At 64.8% G+C, this 15,589-nt stretch carries 14 protein-coding genes; 3 read left to right on the top strand and 11 right to left on the bottom strand.

Annotation, left to right across the window (positions count from 1 at the left end):
- Window positions 1-20: 20 nt before the first annotated feature.
- The 3 genes from amyA to pdeM all read right to left on the bottom strand — a co-directional run bounded on the left by amyA (window position 21) and on the right by pdeM (window position 3,020).
- Complete coding sequence (gene amyA / locus HHL27_RS10565; RefSeq protein WP_169493379.1) at window positions 21-1,508, bottom strand: alpha-amylase; 1,488 nt, start codon at window positions 1,506-1,508, stop codon at window positions 21-23.
- A 160-nt stretch (window positions 1,509-1,668) separates the two neighbouring features.
- A complete protein-coding gene (gene infC, locus HHL27_RS10560; RefSeq protein WP_169493378.1) occupies window positions 1,669-2,190 on the bottom strand; it encodes a translation initiation factor IF-3 in 522 nt (173 codons plus the stop codon).
- 131 nt (window positions 2,191-2,321) lie between these two features.
- Window positions 2,322-3,020 (bottom strand): ligase-associated DNA damage response endonuclease PdeM, encoded by a 699-nt coding sequence (pdeM, locus tag HHL27_RS10555; protein WP_169493377.1) that lies wholly within the window; start codon window positions 3,018-3,020, stop codon window positions 2,322-2,324.
- Between the two features lie 45 nt (window positions 3,021-3,065).
- On the opposite strand from pdeM, the gene hemF reads away from it, so the two are divergent.
- On the top strand, window positions 3,066-3,941 hold the full coding sequence (gene hemF / locus HHL27_RS10550; RefSeq protein ID WP_169493376.1) for an oxygen-dependent coproporphyrinogen oxidase: 876 nt from the start codon (window positions 3,066-3,068) through the stop codon (window positions 3,939-3,941).
- Between the two features lie 6 nt (window positions 3,942-3,947).
- Here the strand turns inward: hemF and HHL27_RS10545 are convergent, their stop codons facing one another.
- The 7 genes from HHL27_RS10545 to HHL27_RS10515 all read right to left on the bottom strand — a co-directional run bounded on the left by HHL27_RS10545 (window position 3,948) and on the right by HHL27_RS10515 (window position 11,466).
- Window positions 3,948-4,295 carry a PaaI family thioesterase gene (locus HHL27_RS10545; RefSeq protein WP_169493375.1) on the bottom strand — a complete coding sequence of 116 codons (348 nt, stop codon included), beginning with the start codon at window positions 4,293-4,295 and terminating at the stop codon, window positions 3,948-3,950.
- Between the two features lie 202 nt (window positions 4,296-4,497).
- Window positions 4,498-5,343 carry an HTD2 family dehydratase gene (locus tag HHL27_RS10540; protein ID WP_169493626.1) on the bottom strand — a complete coding sequence of 282 codons (846 nt, stop codon included), beginning with the start codon at window positions 5,341-5,343 and terminating at the stop codon, window positions 4,498-4,500.
- Window positions 5,340-6,926 carry an acyl-CoA dehydrogenase family protein gene (locus HHL27_RS10535; RefSeq protein ID WP_169493374.1) on the bottom strand — a complete coding sequence of 529 codons (1,587 nt, stop codon included), beginning with the start codon at window positions 6,924-6,926 and terminating at the stop codon, window positions 5,340-5,342. Before HHL27_RS10535 ends, HHL27_RS10540 begins: the two co-directional genes overlap by 4 nt.
- The gene (locus HHL27_RS10530; protein WP_169493373.1) at window positions 6,926-8,137 is read right to left on the bottom strand and encodes an acetyl-CoA C-acetyltransferase; all 1,212 of its coding nucleotides are present in this window, start codon (window positions 8,135-8,137) and stop codon (window positions 6,926-6,928) included. The genes HHL27_RS10535 and HHL27_RS10530 overlap by 1 nt, the downstream gene beginning before the upstream one ends.
- Window positions 8,138-8,142: 5 nt before the next feature.
- Entirely contained in the window at window positions 8,143-9,351 is a 1,209-nt protein-coding gene (locus HHL27_RS10525; protein WP_169493372.1) for a CoA transferase, read from the bottom strand.
- A gap of 3 nt (window positions 9,352-9,354) precedes the next feature.
- The gene (locus tag HHL27_RS10520) at window positions 9,355-10,536 is read right to left on the bottom strand and encodes an acyl-CoA dehydrogenase family protein (protein ID WP_169493371.1); all 1,182 of its coding nucleotides are present in this window, start codon (window positions 10,534-10,536) and stop codon (window positions 9,355-9,357) included.
- Between the two features lie 12 nt (window positions 10,537-10,548).
- The gene (locus HHL27_RS10515) at window positions 10,549-11,466 is read right to left on the bottom strand and encodes an SDR family NAD(P)-dependent oxidoreductase (protein WP_169493370.1); all 918 of its coding nucleotides are present in this window, start codon (window positions 11,464-11,466) and stop codon (window positions 10,549-10,551) included.
- A gap of 113 nt (window positions 11,467-11,579) precedes the next feature.
- Between HHL27_RS10515 and HHL27_RS10510 the strand changes: the two genes are divergently transcribed.
- A complete protein-coding gene (locus tag HHL27_RS10510) occupies window positions 11,580-12,332 on the top strand; it encodes a helix-turn-helix domain-containing protein (protein ID WP_169493369.1) in 753 nt (250 codons plus the stop codon).
- Between the two features lie 77 nt (window positions 12,333-12,409).
- The gene (locus tag HHL27_RS10505) at window positions 12,410-13,708 is read left to right on the top strand and encodes an HD-GYP domain-containing protein (RefSeq protein WP_169493368.1); all 1,299 of its coding nucleotides are present in this window, start codon (window positions 12,410-12,412) and stop codon (window positions 13,706-13,708) included.
- A gap of 220 nt (window positions 13,709-13,928) precedes the next feature.
- On the opposite strand, the gene HHL27_RS10500 is transcribed toward HHL27_RS10505, so the two are convergent.
- Complete coding sequence (locus HHL27_RS10500) at window positions 13,929-15,575, bottom strand: NAD(P)/FAD-dependent oxidoreductase (protein WP_169493367.1); 1,647 nt, start codon at window positions 15,573-15,575, stop codon at window positions 13,929-13,931.
- Window positions 15,576-15,589: the final 14 nt, after the last annotated feature.

Below are 15,589 nucleotides of genomic sequence, written 5' to 3'. Positions count from 1 at the left end.
TGATCCCGACGCAGAGGCGGTCACGCGTCTGCGCGGACCCAGACGCAGACGCTGCCGCCGTTTACGGGAAAGCGCGCGCGGCCTTCGCCGTCCGTGGTGACAGTGTCTTCGCGGTGGGCCAGCCAGCAGCGGAACGTGGCGTCGGCCTGTTCGGGGCCGAGATCGACGTCCTTGCCGTTCTCCCCGCCTTTGGAAACCACGACGACGCAGCCCGGTGCTTCGGCGGTGCCGTGGCGCACGAAGCCGATGCATGATGGATCGTCGTCGACCAGATCGGTCTGCGGCCCGTTGGCGAAGCGCGCCCGCGCGGCAATCAGCGCGGGCAGGCAGCCGAGCGCCGGCAGTTCCACTTCGTGACTTTCGCCATCGCCCCCCGTGTCGGAATAGCGCGCGCCGTAAAGATCGGCGTGGAACACGCAGGGAATACCCTGCTCACGCAGCAGGATCAGGGCGTAGGCGATCGGTTTGAACCACGGCTCGACCGGCGTCTCCAATGCCTGCAACGGCTGCGTATCGTGGTTGGCGACGATGGTCATGGCGTGATCAGGCAGGCACTGCACCAGCGTGCCGTCGAACAGCGTGCGCAAATCGTAGTCCGCCCCATCGCGCGATGCGTGATGGATCGCGTGCTGCAGGCCGACGTCGAACAGCATCAGCTGATGATCCACCGCATCGAGATAGCCGCGCAGCACATCGACATCGGGATGCCAGTATTCGGCAACGACGAGTGCTTCAGGCGCCACGCAATCGCGCATGTGACCAACCCAGTCGCGGAAGAACCAGGCTGGCACGTGCTTGGCAGCATCGAGGCGGAAGCCGGCGATGGGGAATTGTTCGCCCATCCAGCGGCCCCAGTGCTTTAGCTCTTCCTGAACCGCCGGGTTGCGCATTTCGATGTCGGCGCCCATCAGGTAGTCGAAGTTGCCGTTCTGTGCGTCTACCTCTTCGTTCCAGCCGCCCAGATCGTGCTCATTCTCGATCTTGAACAAGCCGTTCTCGTCTGGCTGCTCGATATGGTCGACCCCGCCGAAGCAGTGCTTGTCCCACACGAAGTCCGAATGCGCGCCCTGCCGCCCCGGAAAGGTGAAGCGCGTCCAGGCAAGCGCGGTGAAGGCATCGTCCTCGATTTGGTTGCGGTCCTCCGGGTTGACACGGCGCACGGTCACTTCCTCGCGTTCGTCCGCACCCATCTTGTGATTGAACACCACATCGAAGATCGCGCCGATGCCGTTCGCGCTGAGCGCATCGACAGCGTCTCCCAGTTCGGCGCGGGTGCCGTACTTCGTCGCGACCGTGCCCTTCTGGTCGAATTCGCCAAGGTCGAACAGGTCGTAGGTATCGTACCCCACCGACATCGCCCCGGCTGCGCCCTTGCACGCGGGCGGCAGCCAGACGTCGGTCACGCCCATCTCGGCGAGCCGCGGCGCCTCGTCCCGCAACTGGCGCCATATCGCTCCGTCGCCGGGGGAGTACCAATGGAAGAACTGGATCAGCGTGCGGTTGGCCATCTATCGCTCCATGCTGCCCCGACATGCCGCGATAATGTTGCGCTGCAGCGAGACGGGAGCGATACGCCGTGCAAGCAGAAAGGTTGCGGCAGAGGCAAACAAAAAGGGCGCCGGAACAGATCCGGCGCCCTTTTTTGGCTATTGTCGGTGGCGCCAGTGCTTACTTCGGCGCGAGCACCATCAGCATCTGCCGGCCTTCCATGCGGGGGAAGGCTTCGATCTTGGCGATTTCGGCAACATCGTCCTGCACCTTGCGCAGCAGGTTCATGCCCAGCTGCTGGTGCGAAAGCTCGCGGCCGCGGAAGCGCAGGGTGATCTTGACCTTGTCGCCTTCGCCGATGAACTTGACCACGTTACGCATCTTGGTTTCGTAGTCGTGGTCATCGATGTTCGGACGCATCTTGATCTCCTTGATCTCCTGCGTCTTCTGGCTCTTGCGGGCGAGATTCGCCTTCTTCTGTGCCTCGTAGCGGAACTTGCCGACATCGAGGAACTTGCACACCGGCGGATCGGCGTTCGGCGAGACTTCGACAAGGTCGAGGCCGACTTCGGCCGCCTGCTCGATCGCCTCGCGGGTGTACATCACCCCCAGGTTTTCGCCTGCTTCATCGATCACGCGCACCTTGGGCACGTTGATCATGTGGTTGTAGCGGGGCCCGCTCTTGACGGGGGGCGCCATCATGCGCCGGGGAGGGGGTGCTATTGTGTGCTCTCCTGATGTGGTCGGATAATGCGGCTTTGCGCGCGCTCATATCACAATGGCGCAGCAGATAAAGGCCTAGTCTTGCGAGATGGTGCGCAAGGACCTCCGGTTCAACCAGGAGCGCGTCCATCCTGCCACAGCGGGTCGCGCCAGACCGGGAAGCGGGCAAGCCGCTCGCCAGCTGGAACCAGCGCATCGATCGCCGCGGCGGGCTGCATCGCGCGCACGATGGCCGGGTCGCCTGCGTCGAGCCCGCCGGTCAACGCCCCGAAGGCGGGCAGGATCAGCTTGTGATCGCTCATCACCGCGCAGGGGCGCGCGATACGGCGGCCGCGCGCGGCGATGCGCAGCTTGGGATGGTAATGGCCGGAAAGTTCTGGAGCGGTTTCGCCCGACTTCGCCACGTGCCGCAGGGCCACGCCGCGCACCGCCAGCTCGGGTACATAAGTGCCCGGCGCCGCGCCGCCTTTTTCATCGTGGTTGCCGGTGATCCACACCCAGTCGACCGCGCGGGTCAGTGCTTCGAGCATGCCGGCAGCGTGGGACTCGAGCCGTTCAGGCCCGGCAGCATCGTGGAAATTGTCGCCCAGGCAGAAAACCCGCGTCGCGCCGGTTGCGCGAATCGCATCGGCCATTCGGCCCAGCGTCTCGCGGCTGTCGTAAGGAGGCAGCATCTGGCCGAACCGGGCAAACCAGCTTGCCTTTTCAAGGTGCAGGTCGGCCACGAGGAGCGCGTTCTCCTCTGCCCAGAACAGCGCGCGTGCCGCCCCGAGATGCCATTCCTGCCCTGCGAACGAAAAGGGAACCATGGCTTCCCCTTGCCGCAGGGCGGATTGCTTGGCAAGGGCCTCGCCATGGACACGCCCAAGACTGACTGGTCGCAGGAGACCGCCGCCGCCCGCGCCTGGTTCGAATCCCTGCGCGACAGGATCTGCGCCGAGTTCGAGGCGATCGAGCGTGAGGCGGGAAGCGATGCGCGCTTCACGTACACGCCGTGGGATCGCCAGCATGACGGCGAGCCGGTCGAAAACGGCGGCGGCGGCGTGCAAGGGCTGATGAAGGGCCGCGTGTTCGAGAAAGTCGGTGTCAACGTGTCGACCGTGGGCGGCGCGTTTTCGAAGGAATTTGCCGGATCGATCAACGGGGCGAGCGCGGAGAATCCGGGCTTTACCGCCACGGGCATCAGCCTTGTCGCGCACATGGCCAACCCGCACGTGCCGGCCGTGCACATGAACACCCGCTTCCTGACGACGCAGAAGGCGTGGTTCGGCGGCGGCGGCGATCTTAATCCGCCAATGCCCTATGCCGAGGATACGGCGGAGTTCCATGCCGCCTACAAGGCTGCCTGCGACGCCCACAATCCCGAATACTACCCGCGCTTCAAGGCCTGGGCCGACGAGTACTTCTATATTCCCCACCGCAAGGTGCATCGCGGCGTCGGCGGGATCTTCTACGATCACCTGGAATGCGCAGACGAAGCGGGTTTTGCCGCCAACTTCGCCTTCACCCGCGACGTGGGTGAAGCATTCTTGTCCGTGTTCCCAAAGCTGGTGCGGCGGCGGATGGGCTTGGCATTTACCGATGCCGACAAGCTGCAGCAGCTGCAGTGGCGCGGCCGCTACGCCGAGTTCAACCTGGTCTACGACCGGGGCACGCTGTTCGGCCTGAAGACCGGCGGCAATATCGACGCGATCCTGATGAGCCTGCCGCCCGAAGCCGTGTGGAGCTGAGCGTTCCTATCCGTTCTCGCTGACGGCGCCGGGCCCGAAGCTGGGCGGGGTGCGGCTCTTGAGTTTGCGCAAGGTGGCGGTGAAGCCCATCACCGCCTCTCCATCCTGCCGCAACGTGCCGCGGATGAAGGCAAGGCGGCCTGTCTCGCGGATGCACGCGATCTCACCCTCGAGCGGCACGCCCAGCGCAGCGGCGGCGAGGTACTGCATCGCAAAGTCGACCGTCAGCGTGCCGCCGGCCGTGCCTAGCCGGTCGTGCAGCGCCAGCGGCAGGTAGAGCACCTGTTCGCCGAGTGCGGCGAGGAACGCGCCGTGGGCAAAGCCCTGATAGTTTGCGCTGCTCTCATCGGGCAATACCCAGCATTCTGCGCCCTGTGGTGTGGCACGGGCATAAATGGGCGGCATAGTACGGCCATAGCCAGCGGGTGTTTCGTTGATGCGCCGCCAACCGGCGCCCTGTGGACGATCAAGAACCAGAGTTTCCAAGAATTGTAGCCTTCTGCCGCGCGCGCCGAACAAGCGCGCGCTGTTGTCCTGTCGTGACAGACGGAAGCGTTCAGATGCGCGCGATGGCGTCCATGACCTGGCGCCCGTCACTTGCGAACGCGCCCAGGACCAATGCGTCACCCTCGCTTCGCAGTGCGAGGTTCAGCTCCTCGCCGCAAATCGCGGGCGACGTGCCGCGAAAGGCGAAATGGCGCAGGCTGTTCTCGCCAAGTTGCCGACGCGCAAGATCAAGGAGGAGCGTCGCGGTCAGTGGTCCATGGACGACGAGCCCGCGGTAGCCTTCTTCGCCAGTCGCATAGGGCAGATCATAGTGGATGCGGTGGCTGTTGAAGGTCAGGGCCGAAAAGCGGAAAAGCAGCGCCTCGCTTGGCGTCACGCTGCGCACCACATTCCAGGTGGAGCGATCAAACGTGCTGCTGCCGGGTGGCGGTGGCGCCGGGGGAACTCCTGCGGGAGCAGGCTCACGGTACACGAGCGACTGCACTTCGCGAACGCAGATGACCTGATCGGCCAGCGTTTCGCGCTCGATTTCGACAAAGACGAGGCGACCCGAGCCACCGCTCTTTTCCTTGACCGAACTGACGCGGCTGATCCTTTCCACGTGCGCCCCCAGCGGAAGTACCTCGCAGAAATCGACCTTGCTCGATGCCCACATTCGCCGTGGCAGCGGAACCGGCGGCAGAAAGCTGTCGGCGCTTTCGTCTCGAAGCGGGTGCCCGTCTTCGCCAAGGCCTGCGGTCGGCGCGTCTGGCAGGCAGAGGCACCAATGCAGGCCTTGCGGGATCGTGGCAGGGACGGGGCGATCGAGCGTTGCGCACCAGCGGGTCAGCAGACCATCAGTCACCGTGTCGCTGCGGCGCTGCTCGCGCCCGACCCACGCCTGCCAGTCCATCAGTTGCGACCACCGACGAGGCCGCGCGCGATGACCTGCGCCTGAATCTCGGCCGCGCCTTCGAAGATGTTCAGGATGCGGGCATCGCACAGTACCCGGCTGATTTCGTATTCGAGCGCGTAGCCGTTACCTCCGTGCACCTGCAGCGCCGAGTCCGCGTTGGACCAAGCCACACGTGCCGCGAGGAGCTTGGCCATACCGGCCTCGATGTCGCAGCGCTTGCCCAGGTCCTTGGCGCGCGCCGCATCGTAGGTCAGTTCGCGCGCCACGACGAAGTCGACCAGGCTCATCGCCAGCTTGTCCGACACGCGCGGGAAATGGACGATTGCCTTTCCGAACTGTTTACGGTTCAGCGCATAGTCGAGCGCAAGTTCGAGCGCGCGCCGGGCAACGCCCACGGCACGGGCTGCCGTCTGGATGCGCGCGCCTTCGAAGGTGCGCATCAGCTGCTTGAAGCCCTGGCCCTCCTCGCCGCCGAGCAGCGCGTCCTCCGGCGCGGTCATGCCGTCGAACTGCAGTGCGTATTCGCGCATCCCGCGATAGCCGAGGACCTCGATCTCGCTTCCGGTCATGCCTTCTGCGGGGAAAGGATCGGCCTCGCTGCCGCGCGGTTTGGGCACCAGCAGCATCGAGAGGCCAGCATAGCCCTTGGCATCGGGCAGGGTGCGCGCCAGCAGCGTCATCAAGTCGCTGCGGCTGGCGTGGGTGATCCAGGTCTTGGCGCCATCGATGACCCATGCCCCGTCGACCAGGCGAGCGCGCGTCTGCAGCGAGCCGAGGTCGGAGCCGGTGTCGGGTTCGGTGAACACGGCGGTCGGCAGGATCTCCCCACTGGCGATCTTGGGCAGCCAGTAGGCCTTCTGCTCCTCGGTGCCGCCGCCGGAGATAAGCTCGCCGGCAATTTCCGACCGGGTGCCGAGCGAACCCGCACCGATCCACCCGCGCGAGAGCTCCTCGGTCACGAGGCACATCACCAGCTTGTTGAGGCCCAAGCCGCCATAGCTCTCGGGGATGCAGACGCCAAACGTACCCAGATCCGCCATCGCCTGAACGGTCGCATCGGGGATCAGTTCGTTGGCGAGATGCCACTTGTGCGCGTGGGGCAGGATCTCGCTATCGGTGAAGCGGCGATACTGGTCGCGGATCGTGTCGAGATCGGCATCGTGGAAGCTTTCGCTAGGCCATTGGCCCTCGGCCAGCTTCTGCGCCAGTTCCAGCCTTATTGCGGCATGGTCGGCTTCGATGAGCGCTGCAAACGCAGCGTGAAGGGCGCGCGCGGCATCGGTCAGGTCCAGATCCGCCGGGCGGAACATCTCGTTCTGGCCCATGGCAAGGCCGCCGGTGAGCTGCGCGCCGAGTTCGGCAAAGGCGAGCCTGGCAACGAGCGCATCGACCGGGTTCGAAGCGCCGTTGCGTTCGAGCCATCCCGCAACCGATTCCAGCGCCGCGACGGTGGTTGCAACCCAGGCAAAGCCGTGGGCGGCGCGCTGTTCGTCATCGACCTTGCGCGTCTCGAGACGCTTCGCCAGCGCCGCTTGCGCGGCAGCACGGTAGGTCCGGGCGGCATCCAGTTCGTGCGTGAACATCAGGCCCTCTCGAACACTGCGGCAATGCCCTGTCCGCCGCCGATGCACATTGTCTCGATCCCGTAGCGCCCGTCGCGTCGCACCAGTTCGCGGGTCAGGTTGGCAAGGATGCGCCCACCAGTGGCACCGATCGGATGGCCGAGCGAGATGCCCGAGCCGTTGACGTTGAGTATCTCGTGGCGGCTGTCGTCCTTCGACCAACCCCAGCCTTTGAGGCAGGCAAGAACCTGCGGCGCGAAGGCTTCGTTCAGTTCAACGAGATCGATGTCTTTCCACGAAAGGCCATTGCGCGCGAACAGCCGTTCGACCGCAGGGACGGGGCCGATCCCCATGCGGCTCGGCTCGCAGCCCGCTGCCGCCCACGAATGGAACCAGGCGATCGGTTCGAGACCCAACTCCTCCAGCTTGTCCTCGGCCACGAGCAGACACGCGGCTGCCGCGTCGTTCTGCTGGCTCGCGTTGCCCGCCGTAACCACGCCGCCCTCGATCGGCTTCAGGGCGCCGAGCGATTCCATCGTGGCGTCGGGGCGGTAGCCCTCATCGTGGTCGAACAGCTTAGGTTCGCCTTTCTTCTGCGGCACCGGCACGGCGACGAGTTCTTCTTCGAAGAGCCCCTTTTCCCAGGCAGCGGTGGCGCGCTGGTGCGAGCGGACGGCGTAGGCGTCGGCTTCCTCGCGGGTTATGCCGTAATCCTTGGCGAGGTTCTCCGCCGTTTCGATCATGCCGGTGATCACGCCGAAGCGTTCGACCGGCTGGCTCATCACGCGGCCACGCGTCAAGCGGTCATGGATAGTCAGGTTGCCCATGCGCACGCCCTTGCGCAGATCCGTTGTGTAGTGCTCCACGTTGGACATCGATTCCACGCCGCCCGCGACCACGACGTCCGCCGCGCCGGTCTGGATCATCATCGCGGCGTTGACCACGGCCTGCAGCCCCGAGCCGCAGCGGCGATCCACCAGATAGCCCGGCACTTCGAGCGGCAGCCCGGCGGCAAGCCAGGCCCAGTGGCCGATGGCTGGCGCTTCGCCGCTGCCGTAGCCTTGCGCGAAGATGACGTCGTCGACGCGCGACGGATCGATCTTCGTGCGCTCCATCAGCGCCTTGAGGATCACCGCGCCAAGCTGGCCGGCGTTCATGCTGGAGAGCGAGCCGCCGAACTTGCCGACGGCGGTGCGGATCGGGGCGACGATGGCGACGCGGCGCAGGGTCATGGCAGTCATTCTCCGGTTCGTCCGACGCCGACGATGCCGGTGTCGATCAGGCGGGCTATCTCGCCCGAGGAAAGCTTGAGGCGGGTGCTGAGGACTTCCTCGCTGTGCTGGCCGTTCAATGGGGCAGGGCGGGGCTCGCCCCGTTCCAGACCCGGCAGCGTGGCGAAGGCCCCCGCCGCAGGATAGGCGCAGCCGCTGGGATTGGTACTGGCACCAAAGATCGGGTTGCCATCGACCAGCGCCGGATCGCGCGCGGCATCGAGCATCGTGCGATAGGCCGAATGGACGATCCCGGCAGCATCGAAGGCGGCGGCAAGATCGGCGTGGCTGCGCGCGCCGATGGCGGCTTCGAACAGCGGGAAGAGCGCGTCGCGATGATCGAAGCGCAACCCATCGTCCTTGGCGAACGAGACGCCGCGGGCCGCTTCGATCGCCGCGACCGCCTCTTCCATCCCCAGGGTTTTCAACAGGTTTGCCCACTGGCGATGGGTCACGACCACGATCATCGTGCGCACGCCATCGGCGGTGACGAAATCGCGCCCGAACAGGCCATAGACGGTGTTGCCCATGCGCGGGCGGTTCTGGCCGCCGACCAGCACTTCGGCGAGGCTACCAAGGTTGGCGACGGTGCCGATGGCGACATCGGACAGCGGCAGGCGCACTTCACCGCCCGTGCCGGTGGCATCGCGGCGGCGCAACGCGGCAAGCAGGGCGAAAGCGGCATAGGCGCCGGTGAGCAGATCCCACGCGGGCAGGACGTGGTTGACGGGTTCCGGCCCAGGCCCTGTCAGCATGGGATAGCCGACCGCGTTGTTGACGGTGTAATCGAGCGCCGGGCTGCCATCGGCCCAGCCCATCACGCGTACGGTGATCAGGTCGGCGCGTTCGCGCGCGAGCAGATCATGGGCGAGGAAGCCTTCGGCCGGGAAGTTGGTGATGAACTGCCCGGTGGCGCGCACCAACGCCTGTAGCAGTTCGCGCCCTTCCTGCTTGCCCAGATCGAGCGCGACCGACTTCTTGGCGCGGTTGAGGTTTTCCCAGTAGAGCGAATCTCCCGAAGGTCCCAATGGCCAGCGCTTGAAGTCCGGCCCGCCGCCGATCTGATCGACGCGGATGACTTCTGCGCCCATCTGCGCGCAATAGAGCCCGGCGGTGGGGCTGGCGACGAACGACGACGCCTCCACCACCGACAATCCGTTCAGGAGATCGTACAAGCGTCAGCCTTCCACGCCGGCGGCGAAGTTGCGCAGCATCTGCTTGGCGATGACCAGCTGCATGATCTGTGTGGTGCCTTCGTAGATGCGGTAGATCCGGCTGTCGCGGAAGAAGCGTTCGGCTTCGTATTCGGCAAGATAGCCGGCGCCCCCGTGGATCTGCACGCAGCGATCGGTGACGCGGCCGCACATTTCCGAGGCGAACATCTTAAACGAGGCGGCTTCCATCAGGACCTTCTGCCCGGCGTCCGCCTTGGCGATGGCATCACGCATCATGCACTGCGCCGCATAGATTTCGGCCTGGCTGTCGGCCAGCATCGCCTGGATCAGCTGGAAGTTGGCGATGGGCTCGCCGAAGGCCTTGCGCTCGTTGGCATAGCGCACCGCAGTATCGAGCGCGCGCTTGGCATAGGCGGTGGCCGCCGCGCCGACCGACAGGCGCCCGTTGTCGAGGCTCTGCATGGCCACGGCAAAGCCCTTGCCCTCTTCGCCGCCGAGCAGCGCTTCGCCGGGGACGTAGACGTCCTCCATGATGATGTCGGCGATGTGACTGCCCCCCTGACCCATCTTCTTGTCGCTCTTGCCCACGGTGATGCCGGGCGTGTCCATCGGCACGATGAAGGCCGAAACGTGGGCGTTCTTGGGCAGTGATTCCTTGTTGGTGCGCGCCATGATCAGCGCCACCTTCGCGAACGGCGAATTGGTGATGTAGCGCTTGGTGCCGTTGAGCACGTAGCCATTGCCCGAGCGCACGGCGGTGGTCTGCAGGCCTGCCGAGTCCGAACCCGAGCCGGGTTCCGTCAGGCCGAACGAGGCGATTTCACCGGCAGCGAGGCGGGGGAGCCATTCGGACTTCTGCTCTTCCGTGCCGTTCAGCTTAATTGCCGAGCAGACCATGCCGAGGTTGATCGAGGTGATCGAGCGGTAGGCCGGCAGCGCATAGCTGAGCGTGTGGATCGTCTCTACATACTGGGTGATGTTCATGCCCGCGCCGCCGTATTCGACCGGCATGGTGAGGCCGAACAGGCCCATCTCGCGCATCTCTGCCAGGATGTCGTCGGGGATCTTGTCCTCAGCGATCACCTGCGCTTCGGCGGGGATCAGGCGTTCACGGACGTAGCGCTTGAGTTGTTCGTGGAACTGCTCGAAAACGTCAGCGTCCATACCGGGGTTGGCTGTGGTCATCTGGGTCTCTCCTCAGACCGGATCGTAGGGGAAGACGTGCGCTGAAACCTCGTCGGCGCGCGCGAAAGCCGGCTTGAATGCGGGGACCAGCTCGTCGGCGATGGCCTGCGGAGTCCAGCCTTCCAGCTTGACCATCGAACGAACCGGGCGCGGCTTGTTGAACAGAAGGATCTCGTTCTTGCGCACGGCGAAGATCTGGTTGTTCACGCCGTGCGCGGCATCCGAGGCGAGGAAGGCTACCAGCGGCGCGATCTTGTCCGCGCTCATCGTTTTCATGCGTTCGACGCGCAGCTTCTGTTCTGGCGTTTCCGACGGAATCGATGCGGTCATGCGGCTCCACGCGAAGGGCGCGATACAGTTCGAGCGCACGCCCCAGCGCGCCATGTCGAGCGCGATCGAGTGCGACAGCGCGACGAGGCCGAGCTTCGCGGCGGAGTAATTCGCCTGGCCGACGTTGCCGATTAGGCCGCTGGTCGAGGTGAAGTGGATGAAGCTGCCCGAGCCCTGTTCGCGGAAATAGGGCGTGGCGGCTTTCGACACGTTGAAAGCCCCGGTCAGGTTCACGTCGATGACGCTGGTCCAGTCCTCGTAACTCATCTTGTGCCAGATGGTGTCGCGCAGGATGCCGGCGTTGTTCACCACGGCGTCGATACGGCCGAAACGCTGTACCGCGTCCTCCACGATGGAGGCTGCTGCTGCGGGATCGGCGACATTCGCGAGATTGGCATGAGCGCGTCCGCCAGCGGCCACGATGTCCGCAACCGTGGTGTCGGCCGGGCCAGCATCCCCGCCATCCCCACCTTGGGCGACGCCAGGGTCGTTGACCACCACCGCGGCGCCTTCGCGCGCGCACAGCAATGCGATCTCACGGCCAATGCCACGCCCCGCGCCGGTTATTGCGACAACCTTGCCTTCCAGAATGCCGGGCATCGCGACTCTCTCCTCTTCCTTTTTCCACCGCTAACTGCTCGGTTAAAACAGTTCAACGTATCGAATTGCTTTTCACAATCATGAAACCTATGCCAGTCGGCATGTCAGGTCCCGTGCGCTCCGTTTCCCAGGCGTTTGCCATCCTGCGCCTGCTCGCCGAGCAAGGCGCACTCACCTTGTCAGAGGTCGTGCGCGAGACGGGCCTGTCACCGTCCAGCGGGCTCAATCTGCTCCGCACGCTCGTTGCCGAGGGCGTTTGCGAGCGTGAGAGCATTGGCAAGCGCTATCGCCTTGCCGATGCCTGGGCGCACGCCGGTGTGCTTGATGGCGGAGACCTGGCTAGCCGGATTGCCGCCGCGCGCCCAGCCTTGGCGCGCTTTGCCCGCGAACATGATACCGCGACCGGTCTATGGCAGGTTGTTTCAGGCGAACGCCTCGCCCTTGTCGCTCTCGGCGAATCCGGTGAGGCGACGCGGATCCATATGGTGGTCGGCCAGCGACAGCCGATCGGCGGCGGCTCCACGGGCAGGGCGCTGGCTGCCGCGCTGAAGCTGGATCATGGCGAACTGGTTCGCCGCTTTTCCAAGGTGCGCTGGCGCAGGCCGATCGATCTCGCCGCGTGGGTCGAGCAGGTCGCCCGTGCGCAGGGTCTTGGCTATGCCGTGGACGATGGGTTCAACCATCCTGGCATCTGCTCGCTTAGCGCAACGGTGCCACCTCGCCCCGGCGAGGATGGCAAGGTGCACTTCTGCGTCTCGGCCTCGATCTTCGCCAATTCGCGAAGCGAGCGGGAAATCGAGACACTGGGCCGCGCGCTGGTCGATCTAGCAAGGGGGCCGGCGTTTGACGGTGCCGGGGCTAAGTAGTTTTAGCTAGTCAGCGGAAGCGGGCTTCGAAGCGGAGAAGAGATAGCTAGCGGATACAACCATTTGCGGTCCGGGGCATGCTCAAGCGCGTCGAAACAAACGAAGTCCGACTGGGAATGTTCATCCACAAGCTGGAAGGGAGCTGGTTCAAGCACCCCTTCTGGAAATCGCGCTTCCTGCTTGAGGATGAAGATCTGCTCCAGTCCCTGCGCGACAGCGCGGTGCCTGCCGTGATCATCGACACGGCGCGCGGCGCCGACGTGTCTCGTGCCCGCATGGCGGCGCCTGGCATGGCAGAGCGCCATAAACCAATTCAGACATCGATGCCTCGGGCCAGCTTCGGCCAGGCCAGGCGGTCGCCGGTAAGCGGAAACCGTCTGCCACCGGCGACTGCCATGCGCGCTGTGGGCACGAGTACCGCGGCAGAATTCGGCGCGGCGCGGCAGGTTGCGGGGCGGGCGGGGCGCGTCGTCAACAAGCTGTTTCTCGAAGCGCGCCTGGGCAAGACGCTCGCGGCAAGCGATGTCGAGCCGCTGATCGAAGACATCTATGCGTCGATCCAGCGCAATCTCTATGCGTTCAACGGTCTGCTCCGTTGTCAGCAGGATGGGGGGAACATCTACCGGCACTCGCTGGCCGTCAGTGCCCTGATGATCGCGCTGGCGCGGACGATGCGGTTGACGCCGCTCGACACCCGCGAGGCCGGCATGGCGGGGCTGCTGATGGACATTGGCGTGGGGCAGCTGCCCCCGGATGCCTTGCCGCAGGACGGCGATTACAGCCGGCTGCCCGACGATCTGCGTGATGGACACGTGGTTCTGGGTCACGCCCTGCTCAAGGCCGCGGGCGACATACCCGACCAGGTGCTGAGGGCCTGCCTTCGCCATCACGAACGCCTTGATGGCAGCGGCTATCCCTATCGCCTTGGCGCGGAGGATCTCGATGTAATTTCACGCATGGCAGCGGTCTGTGACAGCTATGATACGCTGGTGAATGGGCTGGCGGGAGGTGAGGCTCTCGATCCTGCCCAAGCCATTCTGGCCTTGCAGGCGATGGAACCGGCGCTTGATGGCGAGGTGATCCGGCACTTCATCGACAGCGTCGGTGTCTATCCGATCGGATCGCTGGTGGTACTGCGATCGGAACGGGTGGCAATGGTCGTCGACGAGGACCCGACCGACAACGCCAAACCAACGGTCCGCGTTTTTCATTCGCTGCGCCAAGGCAGCGCTGTCCGTCAGGCGACGATCGTGCTGTCGCAGTGCTATGGCGAGGACGAGATTGTCGGCATCGCAGATCCAGTTGCGCTCGGCCTCGGCGATGTGGCGGCGCTGCGCGCCTCTCTGCTTGGTGCCGTCGAGCGCGGAGCGTCGTGAGCCTGCAAGCGACTTTGCAGGCGCTGGACAAAAAAGGGGCCGCCTGGTTGCCCGGGCGGCCCTTTGAAGTCTTGGGAGAGGATGCCTGAAAGGCCTGTCCTATGTGTCCCCGACTCGGATTTTGTGCAAGTGCGAACAGAGCAATTGATGTTGCAGTTTATGCAATCATACGAATGCAGGCCTGGAAACGCTGACTTTTGCCGCCGTAGCTAAATGCCATTCAGGCGCTGACGGACATTTTTTCGCGCTGCAAAAGATCGAGCGCGAGCGCTTCTGCCACCTTGATGCCGTCCACTGCCGCTGAAAGAATGCCGCCCGCATACCCGGCCCCTTCGCCCGCGGGATAGAGCCCGGCGGTGTTGATGCTCTGGAAATCGTCGCCGCGCCGAATCCGCACGGGTGAGGACGTGCGGGTCTCGACCCCGGTCAGGATAACGTCCGGATGATCGTACCCCGGGACCTGGCGGCCGAACACCGGAAGCGCCTCGCGGAATGATTGCATCACATAATCGGGCAGGCACTGCGCAAGGTCGGTCAATTGAACTCCGGGCTGATAGCTGGGCACGACGGCGCCAAATTCGCCGCTCGACGCCCGGCCCGCCAGCACATCGGACAGCTTCTGGCCGGGCGCCTTGTAGTTCGATCCGCCGGCGGTGAACGCAAGGCTTTCCCATTTGCGCTGGAAGGCGACGCCAGCCAAGGGGCCTCCCGGGTAGTCGCGAGAAGGGTCGATATCGACTACAAGCCCCGAGTTAGCGTTGAATTCTGCGCGCGAATACTGGCTCATGCCGTTGGTAACGACGCGGCCTTCCTCGCTGGTGGCGGCAACGACGCGGCCGCCCGGGCACATGCAGAAGCTGTAGACCGTGCGGCCAGTCGATTTCGCCTGATGCGACAGGGCGTAGGCCGCAGCCCCCAGTATGTCGTTGCCGGCGAAGGGGCCATAGCGCGCCTTGTCGATCCAGCTCTGCGGATGTTCGATGCGCACACCAATGGCAAAGGGCTTCGCCTCCACGTGCACACCGCGATCGTGCAGGACCTGGAAGGTATCGCGCGCCGAATGGCCCACCGCCATGATCACGTGACTGGCTGGCAGGAATTCGCCGTTCGAAAGATGCAGGCCCTTTAGCTTCCGCGCGCCGTCCCGTTCCTCTACCTCGAAGTCCTCGACGCGGGTCTGAAAGCGATATTCTCCTCCAAGGCTTTCGATCGTTTCACGGATCGACATCACCATGGTCACGAGGCGAAATGTGCCGATGTGCGGATGCGCTTCGGTCAGGATGTCGTCCGGTGCGCCCGCCTTCACGAATTCGACCAGCACCTTGCGGCCAAGGTGGCGCGGGTCCTTGATCCGGCTGTAGAGCTTTCCGTCGGAAAAGGTTCCTGCGCCGCCTTCGCCGAACTGCACGTTCGATTCCGGCGTCAGTACCGAGCGCCGCCACAGGCCCCAGGTATCCTTGGTGCGCTCGCGCACGGCCTTGCCGCGCTCGATAATGATCGGCTTCAATCCCATCTGCGCCAGGATCAGCGCAGCAAGCAGGCCGCAGGGGCCCGCGCCGATCACCACCGGCCGCAGTCCCGACCAGTCGTGAGGAGCCATGACGGGAAAGCGATAGCTAGTATCCGGCGAGGGGCGCACGTGCTGATCATCGACATGGCGCGCAAGGACGGCGGGTTCGTCCCTGACGGTCGCGTCGATCGCATAGACAAGCTTGATTGCCGACTTTTTGCGTGCATCATTGCCGCGCCTTGCGACGGCAAACCGGACCAGATCGGCCTGTTCGATCTCGAGCCGTTCGCAGATCGCGCGCTCCAGTTCCTCCGGTGTGTGGTCGAGGGCAAGTTTCAGTTCGGTCAGGCGGAGCATCATTCTGCCCTAGA

Origin of the sequence: Novosphingobium olei (genome assembly GCF_012927405.1) — a bacterium.
GTDB lineage: Bacteria > Pseudomonadota > Alphaproteobacteria > Sphingomonadales > Sphingomonadaceae > Novosphingobium > Novosphingobium olei.
This window is presented reverse-complemented; position numbering and strand designations above follow the sequence as displayed.